This window comes from Streptomyces sp. NBC_01408 (assembly GCF_026340255.1).
Lineage (GTDB): Bacteria > Actinomycetota > Actinomycetes > Streptomycetales > Streptomycetaceae > Streptomyces.
Map to the genome: position 1 here is coordinate 343,458 of NZ_JAPEPJ010000003.1, position 21,918 is coordinate 365,375.

Here is a 21,918-nt window from a genome sequence, read left to right on the forward strand (position 1 = left end):
TGGTGGAGTACCGCGGAGTGGAGGCTCCCGGCATCACTGGCTCCCCTCCGAACAACCGGCTCGATCCGGCTCGTTGTCGCCGGGAGAGTATTTCACCTCGTGAGATCGACGACGGAGTCGGCCCCGAACACCGGGCGTCAGCGTCCGGCTGCCGTGGCCCGGGACAGAGCGGACGGGCGTGCGCCCCGCGCGTCACACGGCGGCGGGGTGCAGGGTCGCCTCCCCCACCACCTCGATGCCCGTGCGCTCACCGGGGCGGGCGGCGGCGGGGCTGGGGACGCGGACGTCGATGGGCTCGGCCATGCCGTCGACTGCGACGGTGACCATGGCGTCGTGGCCGTAGAAGCGGACGTCGGTCACCGTGCCACTGGCTTCGGCCGCGTCCGGGGCGGTCAGCCGAAGCTGCTCGGGCCGCAGCAGCACCACGCCCTCGCGGCCGCGGCCGGGCGGGTTCGTGAGCGGGATGCGGCCCAGCGCGGTGGCCGCCACGTCCTGGTCCGCAGTGCCGGTGACGAGTACCGCGTCACCGACGAAGGCGGCCACCCAGGGGTCGGCGGGACGGCTGTACACCGCGTGCGGTGTGTCGCACTGGGCCACGCGGCCGTCCCGGACGACGGCGACGAGGTCGGCTGTGGAGAGGGCTTCCTGCTGGTCGTGGGTGACGAGCAGGGCGGTGGCTCCGGTGGCGCGCAGGGCGGCGCGTACGTCGGCCCGTACGCCGGTGCGCAGGGCAGCGTCGAGGGCGTTGAACGGCTCGTCGAGGAGGACCAGGGCGGGCTGCGGTGCCAGGGCGCGGGCGAGGGCGATGCGCTGCTGCTGGCCGCCGGACAGCTCGTGCGGCATGCGGTCGCCGTATCCGGCGAGGCCGACGAGTTCGAGCATCTCCTCCGTGCGCCGCCGGCGGGCGGCCCGGTCGAGGCCGGTCAGGCCGAAGGCGACGTTGCGGGCCACGCTGAGGTGCGGGAAGAGCGCGCCCTCCTGGGGCACGATGCCGATGCGGCGGCGTTCGGGCGGAAGGTGGACTCCGGGGCCGGACAGCGTGCGCCCGTCGAGGGTGACGGTGCCCGCGTCGGCGCGCAGGAAGCCGGCGATGATGCGCAGCAGCGTGGTCTTGCCGCAGCCCGAGGGGCCGAGCACGGCGGTCAGCGCGCCGCCGGGGACGGTGAGGTCGAGGCCGTCGAGGACCGGCGCCGCACCGGGGCCGTAGGCCTTGGCCAGTCCGGCGATCTGCAGGTCGGTCATGTGCGGTGCCTTCCGAGGAGGTAGGACGGGATGGCGGCCAGCAGGATCAGGGCGGCGGCGTAGGGCGCGGCGGCGGCGAAGGATCCGGTGCCGGTTTCCGTCCACAGGCGGGTGGCCAGGGTGTCCATCCCCGTGGGGCGCAGCAGGAGGGTGGCGGGGAGTTCCTTCATGCACACGACGAAGGTGAGCGCGGCTCCGGCGGCGACCCCGGGGGCGGCCAGCGGCACGGTCACCTCGCGCAGCACGCGCAGCGGGGAGCGGCCCAGCGAGCGGGCTACGTCCTCCAGGACGGGCGGGGACTGGAGGACGGCCGCGCGGGTGCCGGCGACGGCGACGGGCAGGAAGAGCACGGCGTACGCGCAGACCAGCAGCGGGGTTTCCTGGTAGATCGGTTCGGCGTAGCGGACCGCGAAGAAGACCAGGGAGAGCGCGACGGTGATGCCCGGGAGCGCGTGCCCGGCGTAGGCCGACTGCTCGAGCAGCCGGGCCGTCCGGCCGCGGTACCGCGCGGCGATCACGCCGACCGGCAGGGCGAGCAGGGTGGTGAGTGCGGCTCCCGCGGCGGCGACGCCCAGGGTGGTGGCGGCGGTGTCGAGGAGCGTGGCCGGGTCCCAGGTCGCGGAGTTGCCGACGGCGAGCCAGTACCCGAGCGTCGCCAGTGGGGCGAGGACGGCGACGCCGGTGACCGCCGCGCACCAGGTCAGGGCGGGCACCCGCCAGCGTCCCAGCACCGCGGGGACGGCGGGGCGCGCGGTACCGCCGCCCGTCCTCGCATGGCCGGCCCGGCCCCGGGTGCGCGCCTCGGCGGCGACCAGCAGGATCGTCATCACCACGAGGACGACGCTGAGCGCGGCGGCCGGGGTGCGGTCGAAGCTGGCCCGGTAGGAGGTGTAGATGCCGCGGGTGAAGGTGTCGTACCGCATGAGGGACACGGCGCCGAAGTCGGAGAACACGTACAGCGCGACGAGTACGGAGCCACCGGCGGCCGCGGGCCGCAGCTGCGGCAGCGTCACCCGCAGGAAGGTCTTCAGCGGTCCGTGGCCGAGGGAGCGGGCGACCTCCTCCTGCGCGGGGTCGGTGCCGCGCAGCGCGGCGGTGACGGGCAGGTAGACGTACGGGAAGCTCACCAGCGTCAGTGCGAGAGCCGCGCCCGAGAAGCCGGCCATCTGCGGGAAGGCGGACAGCCAGGCGAAGGCGGCGACGTAGCTGGGCACGGCCAGCGGCAGGGTCACCAGCACCGACCAGACGCGGGCTCCGGGCAGGTCGGTGCGTACGGTCAGCCAGGCCAGCGAAAGACCGAGGACCAGGCAGGCGGTGACGACGACGGCGGCCAGTGCGAGGCTGCGGCCGAGCAGTTGGGCGGTGCGTTCGTCGGTGATGACGTCCCAGGCGAAGGCGGGCCCGCGCTCCAGGGAGCGCACCGCGAGATAGCCGAGCGGCAGCAGTGCGAAGACGGCGGCAACGGCCGCCGGGACGAACAGGACAGCGGGCGGACGAGCGGCGCGCGAACGCCCGGCCTGCGCGGTGGCGCCGGTCGGGCGGGCGGCCGGATCCGTCTGCGGGACGGGATCCGTGGGATGCATACGGGTCAGACCATCCCGACGTCCTGGAGCATCTTCAGGGTCTCCTGAAGCGATTCCAGCTTGCCGAGGTCGATCTTGGGCGCGTCGAGGGAGGCCAGCGCGGGCAGACCCTTGACCGTGCTGGTCACACCCGAGGCCAGCGGGTATTCCCTGGTGTCCTCGGCGAAGTACTTCTGCGCCTTCTCGGAGAGCAGGAAGTCGACGGCCTTCTGCGCGGCCGGCGCCTGGTCGCTGCCCTTGACGATGCCGACACCGGCGGTGTTGACGAGGCCGCCCGGGTCGCCGCCGGGGAGGAAGTGGATCTTCGCCTTGACCTTGGCCTCGCCCTTCTCGGCGACCTGCTCGTACCAGTAGTAGTGGTTGACCAGGCCGAGCGAGACCTCGCCCTTGCCGACCGCGTCCAGCACCTTGAGGTTGTTGTCGTAGACCTTGGGCTCGTTGGCCTTCAGCCCCTTCAGCCAGGTGCGGGTGGCGTCGTCGCCCTCCAGGACGCGCATGCCGGTGACGAAGGCCTGGAAGGAGGCGTTCGTCGGGACGTATCCGACCTTGCCCTTCCACTCCGGCTTGACCAGGTCGTGGACGGTGTCCGGCACCTTGGACACCTGAGCGGGGTCGTAGGCGAGGACACGGACGCGCCCGGAGGTGCCGACCCAGTCGCCCGCGCCGCCACGGAAGCCGGGGTCCACCTTGTCCAGGGACTCCTGCGGCAGCTTCTCCAGCAGGCCCTTGGTGGACAGGGCCCCGAGGGCGCCGGCGTCCTGGGAGAAGAACAGCCCGGCCTTGGTCTTGCCGCCCTCTTCCTGGATCTGGGCCGCGAGTTCGGCGCTCTCGCCGTAGCGGACCGCGACCGTGGTGCCGACGGCCTTCTCCAGCTCGTCCAGGAGCGGCTTGACCAGCTTCTCGTTGCGGCCCGAGTAGATCACGAGCCCCGCGTCGTCCTCGTCGACGCCGCAGCCTGCGACCGCGGGGAGAAGAAGTGCCGCCGCGAAGAGCGCGGTCAAGCGTCGGACCAAGGGGCGTCGCATGGAAAGCCTTCCTGCAAGGGCAGAGGAGAACCGGGTAACGCCCCATAAGTAAGGTAAAGCTAACCTAAAGGTCAAGGGTGACGCACACAACAATTCGGCCGCGGCCGCCGCTTGGCCGAGTTCGGCGGAGCCGACCCTACCGCTTGTTTTCCTGTGGATCTTCAATGAACTGCCTGTGACGTTCTTGTGACTATCCGCCGAGGTAAGCCTTTCCTAAGATGCGCCCGTGACAGTCCTTCCCGACCTGTTCCCAGGCACCACATCCGTCCCGTTCGCCCACGGGCTCGCCGCCCACGGCGACCGGACCGCCGTCATCACGGCCGACGGCCGGGTCAGCTACGCCGAGCTGGCCGCGCGCGTGGACGCGACGGCCCGCCGCCTCGGCCGGGAGCGCCGTCTGGTCCTGCTGGTCGGTGCCAACACCGTCGACGCCCTCGTCGTCCACCTCGCCGCCCTCGCGGCCGGACACCCTGTGCTCCTGGTGCCGGGCGACCACCCCGAAGCCGTCCAGTCCCTGATCGACGCGTACGACCCGGACGTCGTGGCCCACCCCCAGGGCGGGGAATGGCTGCTCGACGAGCGACGCGCGGTCTCGGCGCACGAGCTGCACCCGGACCTCGCCCTGCTGCTGAGCACCTCGGGCTCGACCGGATCGCCGAAGCTCGTCCGGCTGTCACACGAGAACCTCCAGGCCAACGCGGAGTCCATCGCGCAGTACCTGGACATCCGGGACACCGACCGCGCCGCGACCACCCTGCCCCTGCACTACTGCTACGGCCTGTCCGTCGTGCACAGCCACCTGCTGCGCGGCGCCGGACTGATCCTGACCGACCTGTCGGTCGCGGACACCTGCTTCTGGGACCTCTTCAGGGCGGGCCGGGGGACGACCTTCGCCGGGGTTCCGTACACCTTCGACCTGCTCGACCGGGTCGGTTTCGCCACCATGGAACTGCCCCACCTGCGCTACGTCACCCAGGCGGGCGGCCGCCTGGCGCCCGACCGGGTCCGGCGGTACGCCGCACTCGGCCGCGCCGCCGGCTGGCAGCTCTTCGTCATGTACGGCCAGACCGAGGCGACGGCCCGCATGGCCTACCTGCCGCCGCACCTCGCGGAAACCCGCCCCGAGGCGGCGGGAATCCCGGTCCCCGGCGGCTCCTTCCGCCTTCAGCCGCTGCCCGACAGCCCCGACGGGAGCACCGGCGAGAGCACCGACGAGAACACCGGCGAACTGGTCTACTCGGGCCCCAACGTCATGCTCGGTTACGCCCGCACCCCCGCCGACCTCGCGCGCGGCCGGACCGTGCACGAACTCCACACCGGCGACATCGCGCGCCGCACACCCGAGGGTCTGTACGAGATCGTCGGCCGGAGCAGCCGGTTCGCGAAGATCCTCGGCCTGCGCATCGACCCCGGGCAGGTCGAGGCGATGCTCGCCCGACACGACGTCACCGCCCTGTGCACCGGCGACGACGAGACCCTCTGTGTCGCGGCCGTGGGTGCCGGCGACTCCGAAGCCCGCCGGATAGCCAGGCTCGTGGCTCGCGACTGCGGTCTGCCGGCCCGCGCTGTCCGCGTCCGGATCCTGGCCGACCTCCCCCGCCTGCCCACGGGGAAGCCCGACTACCAGGCGGTGCGCGCCCTGACCCGTCCCGCGCCTGATACCGCGACCGGCCCCGGTGCCACGCCCGACGCAGTCCCCGAAAGCCTGCGCCTGCTGTATGCGCGGATCCTCGACCGCACGGACGTGACGGACGAAAGCTCCTTCGTCAGCCTGGGCGGCGATTCACTCTCGTACGTCGAGATGTCGATCCAGCTCGAAGAGCGGCTCGGCCACCTGCCCGCCGGCTGGCACACCACCCCGATCCGGGATCTCAGGCCGCCCGAGCAGGCGGGCCCCTCCCGCAGGCGGACCCTGGAGACAAGCGTCGCGCTCCGCGCCCTGGCAATCCTCTGCATCGTCGGCTCGCACATCCATGTGTTCGGCATCAAGGGCGGGGCGCACATCCTGCTCGCGGTCGCCGGATACAACTTCGCCCGCTTCCACCTCACCACTGCCGAACGGCGCGTACGCATACGCCGGGGCTGGACCAGCATCGCCCGCGTCGCGCTGCCGAGCATGGCCTGGATCGGCCTGATCCTGCTCCTCAACGACGATTACACGCTCGCCAATCTCTTCCTGCTCGATGGCGTCACGGGGCCCGACGACCTCAAGAGCGGCATGCACTTCTGGTTCATCGAGGCTCTCGTCTACATCCTGATCGCCGCCGTCGGCCTCCTGAGCCTGCCCGCGGTGGACCGGTGGGAGCGCCGCTTCCCGTACACCCTGCCCCTCACACTCGCCGGGCTGGGACTGCTCACCCGCTACGACCTCGTCGGCCTGCCCGCCCGCGAGCAGATCCCCGACGCCATCACGGTCTTCTGGCTGTTCGCGCTCGGCTGGGCGGCGGCCAAGTCCACCACCGTGCGACAGCGCCTGCTGATCACCGCCGCGGCCCTGGCCACCGTGCCGGGCTTCTTCCCCGGCGACCCCGGCCGCGAAGCGATCATCATGGCCGGATTCGCGCTGCTGGTCTGGGTACCCAGCCTCCCCAGCCGCGAGCGCCTCAACCAACTGGCCGGCCTCCTCGCGACCAGCTCCCTGTACATCTACCTGACCCACTGGCAGATCTTCCCGCTCATCGACGGGTTCTCCCGGCACCTGGCCTTCCTCGCCTCACTCCTCTTCGGCATCGCCTACGCCGCCGGCGCCGCCCGTCTGACGCGAGCAGTGTCCGCGCGGACGAGGGCCGGCGGCGTCCGGACCCGCTGAGGGCCGGCCGGTCAGGACAGGAAGCGTCTCCACCGCGCTCCGGGCAGCCCGCGCCGGTCCGCAACCGCGGCGCTCATCACTTCCTACGACCCTTGCCCGGGCGGGCAGTTGGATCGCACGCTCTTCCGGAAGCGGCGCCCAGGACCCGGCGGATGCTGGTTATGATCACGGCGTGCTGACAGCTTGGTCGCCTTCCGGCGGCCAGTCGACCCTCTCGCAGGCTTGTCGACTGGTCACCGCCGGGCTGGCCTTGCTCCTCATCGCCCTGCTCGGCATGTGCTGCTCGTTGCCCGAACACGGCGCAGGAGCCGCCACGACGGTCGCCTCCGTCTCCCTCGCGGACACGGCAGGCCGGACAGCGGCGTCTGATGCGGGCTGCTCCGACGCCGAAGGCCACTCCACGGACGAGGGTGCGGCGCGCCGCTCGAACGCACCGTCGCGTGCGGCGGACAAGCCCGTCCTCACCGAAGCGCTGGATGAGGGGCAGGCTTCCCGGACCCCGGGGCGTGCGCGACCGGCTGAGCAGTCGAAGCGATCTCCTGCCACGCCCGCGGCGCACCTCAGATCACAGGCCGTCCTTCAGGTGTAGGCGTCGGAGCTTCCGACGACACCCCATGCGCTGCGGAGTTCACGGATCTGCCCACAAGACGGCGATATGTTCAACCGTCTCGGCCTCTGGCGCTTGAATCCCGCTGCCCCCGCGCGCACCCGCCCACGTCGCTTCCCCGTCCGCCGGCCGAGGAGGTGACTGCCGCACGGAGGACCTGTGCTCCGCCTGCCTCTGCCACGCCTCACCCGCCGGGTTCCGTCCTGGCCGGGCGTCCTGCTTGCCTGCGCGTTGAGCGTGCTGCTGCTGGCTGCCGTCCACTGTTCCTCGTACCTCGTCAGCGACGGTCACCAGCACCTCTCTCTGTCCGCGCCGGCCCAGCCGGCCACGCCGGCCGGATACGAGGAGCCCTCCGACGAGCCGCGGTTCCCGGACCGTCCTCAGCACGATCACGGCTCCGCCTGCGCTTCTCCCTGCCTGACCACTTGGGCCTCAAGCGCGGTGCAGCGCCGCGCCGAGGCGACCGCAGCCCTTCTCGGCCCGGACCCCGGGACGGTCCAGGCCGAGCCGGCAACCACGCCGGTGCCCCACACCGGTAGATCGTCCATAGCCCGCACCGGTCGCTCCACGCTGGCCGACGTCTGCCGGTGGCGGATCTAGACCACTCGTCCCGCAGCCGCACGCGGCTGCCGCATGCCGTCCCCCGGGCCGGAACCCCTGTTCCTGATGCCCGCCGACCACGGCATGCCCTCCGAACGAGTAGTCGACGCCACCACGAACGAAGGCACAGCCATGCATGCTTCGACCACCGACCCGTCCGCCACCGGCCGCACGGCCCTGTCAGAACTGGTGGGCAACACCCCGCTGCTGCGCATCTCCGAACCCCTCGCCCCGGCAGGACGGGGCTTCTGGGCGAAGCTGGAGGGCTTCAACCCCGGCGGCATCAAGGACCGTCCCGGCCTGCACATGGTCGAACGGGCGCGTACGCGCGGCGACCTGAAGCCCGGCGCGAGGATCATCGAGTCCACCAGCGGAACCCTGGGCCTGGGCCTCGCTCTGGCCGGCATGGCCTACGGGCACCCGGTCACCCTGGTCACGGACCCGGGCCTTGAGCCGTCCATGACCCGGCTCCTGGTCGCGTACGGCGCCCAGGTCAACGTGGTCTCCGAGCCGCACCCCACCGGCGGCTGGCAGCAGGCCCGCCGCGACCGCGTGCAGCAGCTCATGGCCCAGCACGCGGGCTCCTGGTGCCCGGACCAGTACAACAACCCCGACAACACCGCCGCCTACACCCCGCTCGCCCTCGAACTGGCCACCGAGCTGCGGCACATCGACGTACTGGTGTGCAGCGTCGGCACCGGCGGCCACTCCGCCGGGATCTCACGGGTACTGCGACAGCTCTACCCGGACCTGACGATGGTGGGAGTGGACACCATCGGCTCGACGATCTTCGGGCAGCCCGCCCGGCCGAGGCTGATGCGCGGGCTGGGGTCGAGCATCTACCCCCGTAACGTCGCCTATGACAACTTCAGCGAAGTGCACTGGGTCTCCCCCGCCGAAGCCGTGTGGACCTGCCGCCGGCTGGCCGGCTCCCACTACGCCACCGGCGGATGGAGCGTCGGAGCGGTCGCGCTGGTGGCCGGCTGGCTCGCCCGGTCGCTTCCGAAGGAGGCACGGATCGCGGCCGTCTTCCCGGACGGCCCGCAGCGGTACCTCGGCACCGTCTACGACGACGGCTACTGCGCCGCCCACGGTCTGCTCGACTCCCCGCCCGCCCCGGAACCGGACCTGATCGGCCGACTGGACGAGAAGGAGGTCACCCGCTGGACCCGCTGCACCACCGTCGTCGACCCGCTCACCCTCGTCGGTGACGGCAAGACCGACACCTCCGGCGGACCCGAGGCCCGGGAGGCCCGGTGAAGGACACGATCAAGCAGGTCCGCTCGTACGACCGCAGCGTCCAGCTCCTGATGGTCAACCAGTTCGCCATCAACCTGGGCTTCTACATGCTGATGCCGTACCTGGCCACCTATCTGGCCGGGCCGCTGGGGCTGGCGGCCTGGCTCGTAGGGCTGATCCTCGGGGTGCGCAACTTCAGTCAGCAGGGCATGTTCCTCATCGGCGGGACACTGGGCGACCGGCTCGGCTACAAGCCGATGATCATCGCGGGACTCGTGCTGCGCGTGATCGGGTTCGCGACGCTCGGCCTGGTCGAGTCGGTGCCCGCGCTGCTGGCCGCGTCGGCGGCCACGGGCCTGGCCGGGGCCCTGTTCAACCCGGCCACCCGGGCCTACCTGGCGGCGGATGCGGGTGAGCGCCGTGTCGAGGCGTTCGCCCTGTTCAACGTCTTCTACCAGGCGGGCATCCTGCTCGGCCCGCTGGTCGGCATGGTGCTGACGGGCGTGGACTTCAGCGTCACCTGCCTGGTGGCGGCCGGCATCTTCGCGATCCTGAGCATCGTCCAGATCTGGGCCCTGCCGGCCCGCCGCGCCGACCACGCCGACACGGCGGAAGGGGGACGTGAGGGCATCCTGCGGCAGTGGCGGGGGATGTTCTCGAACCGTCCGTTCCTGCTGTTCTCCCTGGCCATGATCGGCTCGTACGTCATGACCTTCCAGGTCTACCTGTCCCTCCCGCTGGAGGTCAGGCGCCTGGGCGGTGAGGGTACGTTCGGCACCGCCGCGGTGGCGGTCCTGTTCGCCGTCTCCGGGCTGAGCACGATCGTCCTCCAGACCAGGGTCACCGCCTGGTGCAAGGCCCGGATGGAACCGGGCCGTGCGCTGACGTGGGGACTGCTGGCGATGGGAGCGGCCTTCGTCCCCCTCCTCGCGGCGTCGGCGGTCCCGGTACCGGACAGCGGGGTGGGTCTGTGGCTGCTGGCCGGACTTCCGTCGGCCATGGCGGCGCTGCTGCTGGCGGTCGGCACGATGATCGCCTACCCCTTCGAGATGGACACCATCGTCCGCCTCGCGGGCAACCGTCTCGTGGCCACGCACTACGGCCTCTACAACACCATCTGCGGAATCGGCATCACGGTCGGCAACCTCGTGATGGGCATGGCGCTGGACGCGGCCCGGGAAGCGCGCGTGCCCGCGCTGCCCTGGCTGGCGCTTCTCCTGCTCGGCCTGGCCTGCGCGGCCGCGCTCCACGCGTTGAACCGCACCGGCAGGCTGTCACCCGGGCAAGCGGAGGGGGAACGTCAGGCAGTGACCGCCTGAGACAGAGTGCTGGGCCGTGAGTGCCGGGCCGTGAGTGCCGGGGCTTACGGAGGTGGGGCGGCGGCCAATGCCGCCGCCCTGCTACGGAGCCGACTGCACGGCACCGCCGAGGAGAACGGCCAGCAGCCGCCCCGTGGTGGCCTTCGGCTCCTCGCTCCGGCCGGAAACACCTGTCATCAGCAGGTGGTGGATCGTGCCGACGAGCGCGAGCGCGATGGTGGCAGCGTCGGCGTCCGCGGGCAGCCGGCCGCCGCGCTGCTCCCCCTGCAGGTAGACGGTGAAGGCGTGCTGGATCGCATCGAAGGCGGGCGCGCCGGCCTGGAAGCCCTGCCGGGTGTGCAGCGCGGCTGCCGGGCGCGTCATCGCAAGCCCCACCACCGCCGGGGGCAGGGCCTCCAGCAGGGCGAGGGCGACTTCCTGCAGGTTGGCCGCCACCGTGGCCTGCCCCACCTTCGCCTCCAGCGCCTCGGCCTGGCGGGCGCTGCGGGCGAACCGGTCCAGGACCAGCTCGGCGACGAATTCGTCCAGGCCGGCGAAGTGCGCGTGCAGGACACCCTTGCCGCAGTCCGCCTCCGCTGTGATCGCGCGGCTGGTCAGGGCCATCGCGCCGTCGCGGGCCACCACCCGCTCCGCAGCCGCGAACAGCCGGCCGCGCAAATCCGGAATCGCCACTCCACGAGGTGACACAACAGCCCCTTCCACCAAGCCCATTGCGAGTATGGGCATTCGCCCATACTGTTTGGGCACTTGCCCATACTAGGGCCGGGCGCCGTACTGCGCTCCGGCGGGAGGGAGTTCACCCATGGGTCAATTCGTCAACACCGCACAGGCCGAGGCGTGGAACGGCTACGAGGGCGAGCAGTGGGCCCGCAGCGCGGACCGCTGGGACGCCGTCAACGACGGCTTCAACCAGCCCCTCCTGGAGGCCGCGGCCATCTCGGCGGCCGATCGGGTACTGGACATCGGCTGCGGGGCCGGCCGCACCACCCGACTCGCGGCCCGGCGCGCCCAGCAGGGTCGGGCACTGGGGCTGGATCTGTCCGGCCCGATGCTCGAGAAGGCTCGCGGCAGCGCCCTGCGTGAAGGCCGGGAGAACGTCTCCTTCGTCCAGGGCGACGCCCAGGTCCACCCCTTCGAGGCCGACGCCTTCGACGTGGTCATCAGCCGCTACGGCATGACGTTCTTCACCGACCCCGTCGCCGCGTTCTCCAACCTCCACCGCGCAGTGCGGCCCGGCGGGCGGCTGGCGTTCATCTGCGCGGCCGAGGCCGAAGCCAACGAGTGGCTCCGGGCGTTGGCCTCGCTCGACGGCATCCTGCCGATCGGCGGCTTCGGCAGGCCGGGCGCGCCCGGCATGTTCTCACTCACCGAACCGGACCGCATCCGCGCCCTGCTCACCGCGAGCGGCTTCGTCGAAGCCGACGTGCAGCGGGTCGAGACCCCCGGCAACTGGGGAATCGACGCCGCGGACGCGGCCGCCTTCCTGCTGGACTCCGGCCCTGGACGCCATCTGCTCGACCAGGTCAGCACCGAGGCACAGGCCGAGGCACGGCTGGTGCTGACCGACGCCCTGCGCGGCTACGAAGCGAACGGAGCGGTGTGGCTGCGCAGCAGTTCCTGGCTGGTCACCGCGGAACGGGGCCGCATGGCGGCCTGATCGGCAGGGTGATCCCGAAAGGCGCCGAGCCTCTTCGCGAGAGGTCAGGCCGGGGTGCGCAGCCCCACCAGGAGCCGGTCGAGCGCCTGCTCCGCGGCGCGGATCCCCGCCCCGCGCGATCCAGAGCGCGGCCTCGTTCATCGCCCCCGAGAGCAGCCGGACCACGGGCTCCACCGGCTGATCGGCGATGATCCCGGCTGCGGCGAGCGCCGTCAGGGCCTCTGCGAGGTGCCGGGCGGAGGACTCTTCGTCCAGGGCCCGCCACTCGTCCCAGCCCAGCACGGTCGGCGCGTCGACCAGCAGGATCTGCCGCACCGCCGGGTCGGTCCCCGCGGCCAGGAAGGCCCGGCAGCCGGCCCGGAGCTGCTCCCAGAGGTCCTCGTAGCGCTCGGCCGCGGTCGCGACCCGCTCACCCAGCTCCTGCTGGACCTCGGCGACGACGGCCCGGAAGAGCCCCGCCTTGCTGTCGAAGTGGTGGTAGGCGGCCCCCTTGGTGACCCCGGCGTCCCGTGCCACCTCGGCCAGCACGACCTGGTGGTACCCGTCGGCGGCGAACCGCCGCCGCCCTTCGACCAGCAGCGCCTGCCGCGTGGCCGCCCGCTGCTCCGCCCGCTTGACCGCCATGAGCCTGCGTCGCCCCGACGCCCCGCAGTACGAACTGGCCCTCCTGGACCACGACCACCCGACCGTCCCCGAGGGCCATCGGGTCGCACTCCGGGGCGGCTTGCTGCTGAACTTCGAGGTCGACGACGTGGACTCCGAGCACCAGCGACTCGTGGCGGAGGCCGGCCTGCCCGAGGTACTGCCGCTGCGCACCGAGGAGTTCGGCCAGCGCCACTTCATCGTCGCCGCCCCCGACGGCGTGCTGATCGACGTCATCACCGTCGTCCCGCCCAGCGAGGAGTACGCCGCCCAGTACACGGACGCCTGATCCCCCGGGCCGGGCCGGCCTTACCGGCCCCGAGTCTTCTCCGGCAGGCAGAACGACACCCCGCCAGGAAGGTGCCCGGCGTGCGACGACGGCCCCACCCCGGAATCCATGAGTCCGGAAGCCGGGACCGGGCCGTCGCCCCCGTTCGTTTCGTTCAGCGCAGGGACACGAACTTGGCCGTGCTCGGTACCCCCTTCTCGTCCAGCAGGAAGAGCATGTAGTGGCCGGGCGGGGCGTCACTGGCGGAGGGCGGGGCCTGCAGCCCGAGCGTGTTGCCCTGACGCTGGACGATCCGCAATTCCAGATGCCGCTGGCTGGTGTTGACCGCGTGGGTCGCGGTGGTCGGCGCCAGCAGGATGGCCTTCTTGACCTGACCGGGGGTCGAAGTGGTCACCCTGAAGCGGGAGTCGTAGCGGATGGGGCCGCCCGGTACGGTGTCGAGCTTGGGCCTCGCGCCCTGGTGGAGGTAGGCGGGCTCGTAGATCTCGATGCTGCCGTTCATGTCGTCGTCGATCTTCGGGTCGTTGGCGAGCTGCTGGAGTTCGTCGCCGGTGACCATGACGCGGCCGTCGGGCAGGACGACCGAGTTGGCGTGGTAGCCGCGCGGCAGCCGCTGCACGGGGCCGAGGGTCCACTCCCCGAGCGCGTTGCGGGTTTCGATCTGGCGGTACTTGAGATCGGACTTGGGGTTGTAGTCCCCGTTTCCGTAGTCCCGGATGCCGTAGGCACCGTTGACCGTCAGCAGGCTCGCGTCCGGGAGGATGAGGGTGTTGTCCTGGGTCCGTCCGAAGGCGCGCGGCTGCTTCTTCTCCCACACCCCGTCCGCCAGCTGGTAGGTGTTGGGGTCGTCGCGGTCACCTCCGAGGATCAGCACGGAGTTCGGGCCGCGGAATCCGGCGGGCAGCGCCACCGCCGAGCCGTAGCCGCGGTGGACGCCGTCCGGGCGGGCGGGAAGGTCCGTACGCGTCTCCGCGACCGGGTCGAACGCCCACTGCCGGGTCGCGTGGCGGCCCAGGCCGTACACCTTGCCGTCGCGCAGGGTGAACAGGTGCGGGTAGTCACTGTCCTCGCCGAACGGCGCGTCGACGCGAAGGGTGTCGGTGGGAACGTCCCGCGGGATCAGGGTCTTCTCGAAGGGGACCGGGTGGCTCTTCGCCGGGAACCGCTCGACAACCGAGGTGGAGGTGCCCCAGCCCGCGTCGGTGTGCCCGGACATGATGAGGAGGCGCCCGTCGGGGGCGGTGGCGACGGACGGGTACCAGCGACCCACCGACATGTCCTTGTTGACCGCCCACGTCTCGGTCCACGGGTCGAAGACGAGGGACAGCTTCGCTCCGGCGCCTCCGCCGTAGCCGAGGTTCCCGCCGAAGACGCCGAGCATGCCGTTGGGCAGGAAGGCGTGCCCGGCGCAGAAGAAGGGTGCCGGGCGCTTCACGTCCGTGCCGTCCGGCACGACCAGCTCGGGCGGGGTGACCTTTTTGAACGCCTCGGGGCCGGTCCCCTTCCCCGGATCCCAGAGGAAGGCGCGGCCGGCGTTCTCCGGCCCGAGCGTGTTGGTCGGCGCGGGCTCCTCCGTGGGGTCGGTCTCGACGCGCTCGAAGGAGAACAGCAGCACCTTGCCGGTGGGCAGCATGGCGATGTGGGCGGCGAAGTCGGGCGACTGGAAGTACTCCGCGAACTGCCCGTACGCCTTGGGGTGGAACTTCGAGTTCGCCAGCTCCTGAGACCTGGTCAGGTTGCTCAGGCCCTCGATCCGCGCCAGCTGGGAGTACCCACCCAGAGCCTGGGCCGCCGCGCGGATCTTGGCATGCTCCTGAGCATGCGAGGCCCCCAGGGTGGCGGCCTCGGCGGCTTCGTCGGGATGGCCGGCCCCGTCGTGAGCGGTGGCCGGGACGGCGGTCACGAAGAGGGCGGTGGCCGCGAGCGCGGAGAGCGACGCCGCGATTCTCTTGGAGCGGTGCCTGCGTGACATGTGACTCCTCACCTGTGAGCACGTGCGGACAGGCGGGAAGCCTGCCGTGGGTGCTGATCACCCACAGCGACAGATGTATGACGAAATACATGCGGGGCGCTCACCGAAACCGGCCCCTCAGGGCACGCCCGTCGGTGTCACGACCCAGCCCGAACCTGCCCGAATCCCCTTCCCCACCCCGGGCAGGGTCCCTCGCACGGCCGTCACTCTTCGTAGACCAACACGCCGACCGCACCACGCGAACGGGACAGCCCCGGCAAAGCGTCAGCCGTCGCCGCGCACCGGCTCCAGGATCGCCACGCACACGGTGCCCGCGGGCCCGACCCCCCGACCGATTGCGTCGGCCTGCGAACGGGACGGCGTCGGGCCCGCACCTCCCCCGCGTCGCCGCGCGCCGGCCGGGCAGAGAACCCGTCCGGCGCAGCCACGGCGCTCCGGGCCGTCGGCCGAGCTCACCCCCGTGAAGCTCGACCCCGACCCGGTCGGCGCCGCCACCACCCCCTCGACACTCCAGTGGCGACGCAGCATTGGTAACGTACACCAGAGTGACTGTCCGGCGTCAACCAAAGTGTTGCCGGGGCCGGCCCAAGGGGCTTCGAGAAACACTGTGGTGGGCAAAGGCTCGGCATCACGCCTAGGAGGTCGTGTACATGGAGGATGACCAGTCGCCCACCTTCGCCCAGCTCTTGGACCACCTCTTCCGCGAGGTGCACCCCCCGTCGCGGGGGCCCTACACCTACGCGGAGGTCGCCGAGGGAATCCGCAAGGCCGCGACCGGAGAGGGACGCGGGGTGACGGCGAGCGCCATCCAGCAACTGCGCACCGGCGCCAAGCGGAACCCGACGCGACACACCATCAAGGCCCTGGCCGACTTCTTCGGCGTACCGGCGGGCTACTTCGTCGACAGCGCGGCGGCCGAACGCACCAAGGCGGAGATCGGCCTCCTCGCCGCCATGCGTGACCAGGACGTCCGCAAGGTGGCCCTGCGCGCGAACGGCCTGAGCGTCGACAGCCTGAAAATGCTGTCCACCGTGATCGAACAGGCCCGGAAGCTCGAAGGGCTCACCACCGACGACACCGCGCAGGACCTGAACCTGGACGACTGAACCGCGCACCGCGCACCGCGCACCGCGCACCGCGCACCACGCACCACGCACCACGCACCACGCACCACGCACCGGGCGGCGATCGCACGATCCCTGCCCCGACACGACACCCCCCTGTGGCCGCTCATCGCCAGGGGGGCATCAGGCGTTTCCCGGGACAAGCCCGGCATCCCGATCCGCACGGCACCTCCGCGGCTGCACCCCGCCCACGAAGCGGAGTCGCGAACATGTCAGCATTGTGGCGCTCGCACCGGGCTTCCAGGGGGAGGTTCGCCCCGGCCGGCCACCCCGACTGGCGTCACAGAGTGAGGACATGGACCTTGAGCAGCTTCGCGCCACGTGTGAGGCGCGCGTCGAGGCGCTTCGACTCCCGCACCGCTTCAGCACCCGCGACCTCCGCGACGCCGTGGCCGAACAACGCGGACGCCCCATCATCCTGCGCCCCCTGAGCACCCTGGGCGCCATGGACGCCCCGTGCGGCATCCGCCTGGAGACCCCGGACGCCGACCTCTTGTTCTACGAGGAGGCCACCTCCCCCCTCCACCAGAACCACATCCTCGCCCACGAGATCAGCCACATCATCTGCGACCACCCGGGCAGTCTGGAACTGGACCAGGACACCCTGCGCGCGATCGGGTTCGACCCCACCCTCGTCCAGCGCATGTCAGGCCGGACCAGCTACACCAGCGAGGACGAACGCGAGGCCGAGGTGATGGCCAGCGTGATACGACAACTCATGTACCGGGGACGCGAAGGCCCGTCGAGCCGGCCCGCCAGCGGCGCCGAGAGCTGGGACGCGCTGTTCGCCAAGCCACACAGGAAGAACCGCCACCGAAAATGATCAACATCCTTTTCACGGGCACGGCCGTCGTACTGCTGTGCTTCGCCGCCTACTGGGTGCGAGGACGCGGCGGACACCGCCCCACGGGCAGCTGGGCGATGGCGGCGCTGCTGACCTCGTTCGCCCTCGCCTTCGCCTCCTACGCCCCCGCCGTGGAGCGCGCGGTCGAATCGGTGGTCCCCCACGTCGCCCGGCTCCTCAGCAACACCTTCACCCTGACGGCGGCCACCTCGGTCCTCGCCTTCCTCTTCCAGCTCAATCTGGACCGCGAGCGGGCCCACCGGCAGATCCGACTGCGCGTCATCGCCCTCGCGATCTCCGTCGCCGGCATGACCGCCTTCTTCGTCGCCGAACAACTCACGGGACGAAACCCGGTGTTGTACGCGTGCTACGTACTCATCTACATCTCCTACCTGGGGTACACGGCCAAGGACTTCCTGCTGCAGACCTGGGCCCAGTCCAAGCGCTCGACCCGCCGCAGTCAGCGCTGGGGCCTGCGCACGACCTCGGTCGGCTGTGGCTTCGCCCTCGTCTACGCCGCGTACAAGCTCTTCGCCCTGGTCTCCATCGGCCTCGGCCTGGGGCTCGTGCCCGACAACGCCCGGTGCTCGAGCCCGCTGACCCCCTTCCGCTGCGCGTTCAGCGTGACCGCGCCCGCCGTCGCCGTCCTCCTCATCACCGTCGGACTCACCCTCCCCGCCCTGCTGTGGCCGCTCAGCCAACTGCGCCGCCGTCGCTGGGAACGGAACTCGTTCACCGCGCTGGAACCCCTGTGGCGGGAGGTCACCTCGGCGGTCCCCGAGGTCGTGCTCGACCCGGGCAACACCGAGGCCGACACCCACGACCTCGACTTCCACCTCCACCGCCGGGTCATCGAGATCAACGACTGCGTGCTGGCCCTGCGCCGGTACCGTCAAGCGTCGGTACGGGACGCCGCGGCCGCCGAGGTCACCCGCCGGGGCGCGGCCGACACCCCCGAGGGCGACGCCGAGGTGGAGGCGGCGGTCATCGCCGCGACTGTCAACGCAAAGCGCGCCGGACTCCCCCTCGAGGGCGACGAGGCCCCGCCCGCCGCAGGCACCCGCTCCCGCAAGGGCGACCTCCCGGCGGAGACCGCGTGGCTGCTGCTCGTGGCGGACGCCTACACGCGGCACCCGGCACCCGAGAACGCGGGCGCGGCCTCGTGACCGCCCCGCGGCAGGACCCCCTGCGCGACCCGCGCTTCTTCGCCGACCCCTACCCCACCTACGACCGGCTGCGCGAAGGCTGCCCGGTCCAGCGAATCCCCACCGGCTCCGGCGGACACCACGCGTACCTGATCACCGGCCACCCCGAGGCCCGCGAGGCGTTCACCGACCCCCGCCTGTCCAAGGACACGGCCCGCTTCTTCGCCGACCGGCCCTCGAACCGCGACCTGCACCCGGCGATCTCCCGCAACATGCTGGCGAGCGACCCACCCGCGCACACCCGCCACCGGCGGGTGGCGACCCGGCTGTTCACGACCGGCCGCGTCCGGAAACTACGCCCGTTCATCACCCGGGTCGTAGACGATCTCATGACCGCGTGGCGGCCGGGCACGGAAATCGACCTGGTGGCGGACCTGGCGGTACCCCTTCCGGTCACCGTCGTCTGCGAGCTGCTGGGGGTGCCGGAATCCGACCGCGCCACGCTCGCCGACTGGTCCCACGACCTCTTCGACGCGACCGACACCGACCGCGTCGACGCCGCGTCACACCGGATCGGCGACTACCTGACCCACCTCGTCGACACGGCCCGCGCCACCCCCGGCGACGGCCCGCTCCACTCCCTGCTGCGCGACTGCGACGAAGGCGGCCTCGACCGGGACGAGAGCGTCTCCCTGGCCGCCCTCCTCCTGGTCGCCGGGCACGAGACCACCACCCACTTCCTCGGCAACGCCGTCCTGGCCCTGGTCCGGCACCAAGAGGCCTTCGACCGCCTGCGCCGGGACCCGGACCTGATCCCCGGCGCCCTCGACGAACTGCTCCGCTTCGACTCCCCGGTGAGCGTGGCCACCTTCCGCCACAGCACGGAGGACCTGCGCGTCGGCGGGGTCGACATCCCGGCGGGTTTCCCGGTGCTCATCGCCCCGGGGGCCGCGAACCGCGACCCGGCGGCGTTCCCCGACCCGCACCGTCTCGACCTCGACCGCGACGCCGGCGGCCACCTCTCCTTCGGCCACGGCATCCACCGCTGCCCGGGCGCCCCCCTGGCCCGGGCCGAGGCGGAAATCGCCCTCCGCACCCTGGTGACCCGCTTCCCGAACACGCGCCTGGCCATCCCCGCAGAATCCCTGACCTGGCGCCGAACCCGCCTCACCCGCGGCCTGACCACCCTCCCCCTCACCCTCGCCTGACCCACGCCAAGCGCCGATCACGCGAGCTCGGAATCCGGCCAACCTTGTCAGCCGAACTCGGCATTCCCCGGGAAGCACGGCGCAGGGCGATCCGACCACTACGCAGGCTGCCCGCCGGCGCGCAGGAGGGGTGGGCCGAGGTCTCCCCCGGCCCACAGCGCCCCGGACCGGTCGTCGACCAGGCCCCCTGCCTGAATTACGCGAGCCAGTCACCCTCGCCGAAGGCCGGACTGCCGATGTCCGCGTACCGCCCGTCGGCGACTCCCTGCCGATAGCCGGTGCCCTTGAACTTGGTCGGGCTCTGCTTCTTCACCTTCGGGTACTTGTCGGCGAGACGCGACTCGACCACGTGGGTCCGGTCCGCGAGTACCAGGGCCACGCTGCGCGCACCGGTCTCCTGCCCGGCGCCGGGTTCGGCTTCTCGCTCGGCGTCCGTCTTGGCGGCCTGCTGGGCGGCGCCGACCCGTGCCGCCACCTCGCGGATGAAACCGAGCATCCAGGACCGCTTGTACGCCCGCGCGTCCTCGCCGGCGGGGCGGTGAAGACGGTCCGCACGGTCCGCGCCGTCCAGCATCTGCAGGCGCAGGCTGGCGAAGAGCACCTCGGCCGCCTGGATGTCGGCTTCGAAGCCGAAGAGGTGCACACGGTGCTTGTTGGCCTTGCCGCCCGGATATACGGACCGGCACCGCATCTCGTGGCTGATCCAGCTGAGCAGGCGCCGCACCTCCTTGACGTAGGGAGGGCACACTTCGACGATCCGGTCCACGGGCCCGGCCTGGTCCGCCGCATCGTCGAGCATCGCCTGTTCGATGCCGTACTTGGCCATGAGCTCAGTGGCCTTGGCCAGGTAGGCGCGGGCCTCCGGCTCACCCGCGGCCGGGCTCTCCGCCTTGCGCAGCAGCGCCCTGACCTTCTCCAGCAGGGCCTCGGGAAGCCCCCGGTCCGACGTCCGCCGTGCAGAGGCGGGCTCTGAGGCGGGCGGCTCGGGTGCGGGGCCACCCCCCGGTCGCGGACGCGGGACCGCCAAGCCCCAGTCATTCCATTCCTCCCCGTCGTCCGTGCCGTCGCCGCCCTGCTCCTCGGCGAGCGCCTCCGCGAGGTCCTCCGGCTCTGGGACCAATTCCGCCAGGCGGCCCAGCGCCCAGCGGCGCCAGGCGACCGCGTCATCCGAGCGGATGTGTGTGCGAAGCGAACGAAGCTGTCGAAAATCCCCATCGGCCTGCGGAATCAGGAACTCCAGCCTTGCCTGGCCCAGTTGGCAGACCGCCAGCAGTGCACAAAGGTCCGCCGCGCTGTCCGGACCGTAGCTGACTTCGATTCCAGGCTCGGGATACCACTCCTCGGTCTCGGCCCAGGGGTCGTCGAAGAGTCCGAAGGCATCGCTCGGTGTCTCCTCACCCGTCATGACCCGGACGACGGAGGGAGTGGGCTTCCCCGAGTAGGCCAGCGCCGCCGCCCTCTCCTCCCGGGAGGTGACGACGTGGTACCAGACCGGGACCGTGCCGGACATGTCGTGCCACGTCACTTCGCCCTGCCGACTGTGTTCCTGTGCCAGCCGCTGAACGTCCGCGCTCAGCCGCCTGTCGTCCCAGCCCTCCTCACCGGGCTGCTCCTGTGAGTCGAGAAACGCCTCCAGGTAGTCGGCGGCCGATCGGCGGGCACCATGCCTGCTGTCGGCCAGCAGGGCCCGCTCGCACGCAGAGAGCGCATCGATCACCGGCTGGAGCACGAGCGACATGTAGCGCTTGCCTGCCTCGGACAGCTCGGCGAGGAAGGCCCGAGTGGCCTCGGATCCCCCTTCCTGCTGCCTGCGGCGCCACGCTTCGAGCTGTTCGACTCGGGCTTGCTGCTCGGCCAGCCACTCCAGGTGTCCGGCACCCTGGAGGTGCTCCTCGCGCAGCAGCACGGAATCCTGGACCGCGGCGGCGGTGTCCGACCCGTTGAGAACGGCCTGCGCCAGGAGTCTCAGCGGCTCCGGCTCGCCGGCCAAGAACTCCACGGGCGTCACGAGCTCCCGGCCGTGCGCGTGCGGCGCCTGCTCGGGGCGGTCGATCTCACCGTTCCACGGAATGTCCGCCGACCAGCGCGCCCGCCATCCCGCGAAGTCCCTTGCCTGATCCTCCGTACGAGGCTGTTTCCGGCGCCACCACCACAGCAGCATCTCCTCCCAGCCCCTGGCATTCCAGGACCAGAGCGCCGGTTCGCCGCACCACGCGATACGGGACCGGAGTTCCCGTACCGCTCCCTCCAGGTCGTGGAGGTGCCCAGCAGGAGTCAACCGCTCCAGCCAACCGGCACTCTCGGCCACGGGCTGCGCCCGCGCTTCGTCCGCCGCTAACCTTGCCACCGCCACCGCAGCAACCAGCCGCCCAGCACCGAGATCGGTGGGAAGCAGTTTGTACAGTTGGGGCCCGGCATCCTCCATCACGACGGCAAGGTCCGCGACTCGGGCCTCCAGCCATGCCGCGCGCGCCCGGTAAAAGGCTCGCTCAGTCGACCCGTCCGCGCCTCTGTCTGTCATGTGCCCCCTCCTCGTTCCTGGCACATCCTAAGAAGGTTGGCGATCTTTGTCCGCCGCCCGCCTGTCAGCGGCTCCCCGTAGGCTCCAGGCGC

General features: G+C 71.6%; 14 protein-coding genes and 2 pseudogenes. 9 read left to right on the forward strand and 7 right to left on the reverse strand.

All coding sequences use genetic code 11. The features are described from left to right. Positions 1-192: 192 nt before the first annotated feature. Genes OG447_RS29290 through OG447_RS29300 form a run of 3 tightly spaced genes read right to left on the reverse strand, consistent with a single transcriptional unit; the run spans position 193 to position 3,850 of the window. Positions 193-1,242, reverse strand: coding sequence for an ABC transporter ATP-binding protein (locus OG447_RS29290; RefSeq protein ID WP_266940450.1), 1,050 nt, complete (start codon positions 1,240-1,242; stop codon positions 193-195). Beyond that, the gene (locus tag OG447_RS29295; RefSeq protein WP_266940451.1) at positions 1,239-2,825 is read right to left on the reverse strand and encodes an iron ABC transporter permease; all 1,587 of its coding nucleotides are present in this window, start codon (positions 2,823-2,825) and stop codon (positions 1,239-1,241) included. The genes OG447_RS29290 and OG447_RS29295 overlap by 4 nt, the downstream gene beginning before the upstream one ends. Before the next feature lie 5 nt (positions 2,826-2,830). Next, positions 2,831-3,850: an iron ABC transporter substrate-binding protein gene (locus OG447_RS29300; RefSeq protein WP_266940452.1), complete on the reverse strand. Its 1,020-nt coding sequence runs from the start codon at positions 3,848-3,850 to the stop codon at positions 2,831-2,833. Positions 3,851-4,076: 226 nt separating this feature from the next. Between OG447_RS29300 and OG447_RS29305 the strand changes: the two genes are divergently transcribed. The 3 genes from OG447_RS29305 to OG447_RS29315 all read left to right on the forward strand — a co-directional run bounded on the left by OG447_RS29305 (position 4,077) and on the right by OG447_RS29315 (position 10,424). Next, a complete protein-coding gene (locus OG447_RS29305) occupies positions 4,077-6,659 on the forward strand; it encodes an AMP-binding protein (RefSeq protein ID WP_266940453.1) in 2,583 nt (860 codons plus the stop codon). Positions 6,660-7,998: 1,339 nt separating this feature from the next. After that, positions 7,999-9,126, forward strand: coding sequence for a PLP-dependent cysteine synthase family protein (locus OG447_RS29310; RefSeq protein WP_266940454.1), 1,128 nt, complete (start codon positions 7,999-8,001; stop codon positions 9,124-9,126). Continuing rightward, complete coding sequence (locus tag OG447_RS29315; RefSeq protein ID WP_266940455.1) at positions 9,123-10,424, forward strand: MFS transporter; 1,302 nt, start codon at positions 9,123-9,125, stop codon at positions 10,422-10,424. Before OG447_RS29310 ends, OG447_RS29315 begins: the two co-directional genes overlap by 4 nt. An 81-nt stretch (positions 10,425-10,505) precedes the next feature. Here the strand turns inward: OG447_RS29315 and OG447_RS29320 are convergent, their stop codons facing one another. Then, positions 10,506-11,111: a TetR/AcrR family transcriptional regulator gene (locus OG447_RS29320; RefSeq protein WP_266940456.1), complete on the reverse strand. Its 606-nt coding sequence runs from the start codon at positions 11,109-11,111 to the stop codon at positions 10,506-10,508. Positions 11,112-11,226: 115 nt separating this feature from the next. Between OG447_RS29320 and OG447_RS29325 the strand changes: the two genes are divergently transcribed. Then, positions 11,227-12,081 (forward strand): class I SAM-dependent methyltransferase, encoded by an 855-nt coding sequence (locus OG447_RS29325; RefSeq protein WP_266940458.1) that lies wholly within the window; start codon positions 11,227-11,229, stop codon positions 12,079-12,081. Positions 12,082-12,234: 153 nt separating this feature from the next. Here OG447_RS29325 and OG447_RS29330 read toward each other — a convergent pair. Beyond that, a pseudogene (locus tag OG447_RS29330) lies at positions 12,235-12,705 on the reverse strand (TetR/AcrR family transcriptional regulator); the annotation flags it as partial. Between OG447_RS29330 and OG447_RS29335 the strand changes: the two are divergent. Further along, positions 12,704-13,012 (forward strand): annotated as a pseudogene (locus OG447_RS29335) (VOC family protein); the annotation flags it as partial. The pseudogenes OG447_RS29330 and OG447_RS29335 overlap by 2 nt on opposite strands. Before the next feature lie 154 nt (positions 13,013-13,166). On the opposite strand, the gene OG447_RS29340 reads toward OG447_RS29335, so the two are convergent. Further along, positions 13,167-14,984: a glyoxal oxidase gene (locus tag OG447_RS29340; RefSeq protein ID WP_266940459.1), complete on the reverse strand. Its 1,818-nt coding sequence runs from the start codon at positions 14,982-14,984 to the stop codon at positions 13,167-13,169. Positions 14,985-15,634: 650 nt separating this feature from the next. On the opposite strand from OG447_RS29340, the gene OG447_RS29345 reads away from it, so the two are divergent. From OG447_RS29345 to OG447_RS29360, 4 genes are all read left to right on the forward strand, one after another. Further along, positions 15,635-16,090: a helix-turn-helix domain-containing protein gene (locus OG447_RS29345; RefSeq protein WP_266940460.1), complete on the forward strand. Its 456-nt coding sequence runs from the start codon at positions 15,635-15,637 to the stop codon at positions 16,088-16,090. A 313-nt stretch (positions 16,091-16,403) separates the two neighbouring features. Further along, the gene (locus tag OG447_RS29350; RefSeq protein WP_266940461.1) at positions 16,404-16,931 is read left to right on the forward strand and encodes a regulator component; all 528 of its coding nucleotides are present in this window, start codon (positions 16,404-16,406) and stop codon (positions 16,929-16,931) included. Then, complete coding sequence (locus OG447_RS29355; protein WP_266940462.1) at positions 16,928-18,118, forward strand: MAB_1171c family putative transporter; 1,191 nt, start codon at positions 16,928-16,930, stop codon at positions 18,116-18,118. The genes OG447_RS29350 and OG447_RS29355 overlap by 4 nt, the downstream gene beginning before the upstream one ends. Continuing rightward, a complete protein-coding gene (locus OG447_RS29360; RefSeq protein WP_266940463.1) occupies positions 18,115-19,305 on the forward strand; it encodes a cytochrome P450 in 1,191 nt (396 codons plus the stop codon). Before OG447_RS29355 ends, OG447_RS29360 begins: the two co-directional genes overlap by 4 nt. A gap of 196 nt (positions 19,306-19,501) precedes the next feature. On the opposite strand, the gene OG447_RS29365 is transcribed toward OG447_RS29360, so the two are convergent. After that, positions 19,502-21,826, reverse strand: a complete 2,325-nt coding sequence (locus OG447_RS29365) for a DUF2786 domain-containing protein (RefSeq protein WP_266940464.1) — start codon at positions 21,824-21,826, stop codon at positions 19,502-19,504. Positions 21,827-21,918: the final 92 nt, after the last annotated feature.

What these genes read in the sequence shown, in the direction of transcription:
- OG447_RS29290 (WP_266940450.1), bottom strand. Translation starts at nt 1,242, where the DNA reads ATGACCGACCTGCAGATCGCCGGACTGGCCAAGGCCTACGGCCCCGGT.
- OG447_RS29295 (WP_266940451.1), bottom strand. Translation starts at nt 2,825, where the DNA reads ATGCATCCCACGGATCCCGTCCCGCAGACGGATCCGGCCGCCCGCCCG.
- OG447_RS29300 (WP_266940452.1), bottom strand. Translation starts at nt 3,850, where the DNA reads ATGCGACGCCCCTTGGTCCGACGCTTGACCGCGCTCTTCGCGGCGGCA.
- OG447_RS29310 (WP_266940454.1), top strand. Translation starts at nt 7,999, where the DNA reads ATGCATGCTTCGACCACCGACCCGTCCGCCACCGGCCGCACGGCCCTG.
- OG447_RS29325 (WP_266940458.1), top strand. Translation starts at nt 11,227, where the DNA reads ATGGGTCAATTCGTCAACACCGCACAGGCCGAGGCGTGGAACGGCTAC.
- OG447_RS29340 (WP_266940459.1), bottom strand. Translation starts at nt 14,984, where the DNA reads ATGTCACGCAGGCACCGCTCCAAGAGAATCGCGGCGTCGCTCTCCGCG.
- OG447_RS29345 (WP_266940460.1), top strand. Translation starts at nt 15,635, where the DNA reads ATGGAGGATGACCAGTCGCCCACCTTCGCCCAGCTCTTGGACCACCTC.
- OG447_RS29350 (WP_266940461.1), top strand. Translation starts at nt 16,404, where the DNA reads ATGGACCTTGAGCAGCTTCGCGCCACGTGTGAGGCGCGCGTCGAGGCG.
- OG447_RS29355 (WP_266940462.1), top strand. Translation starts at nt 16,928, where the DNA reads ATGATCAACATCCTTTTCACGGGCACGGCCGTCGTACTGCTGTGCTTC.
- OG447_RS29365 (WP_266940464.1), bottom strand. Translation starts at nt 21,826, where the DNA reads ATGACAGACAGAGGCGCGGACGGGTCGACTGAGCGAGCCTTTTACCGG.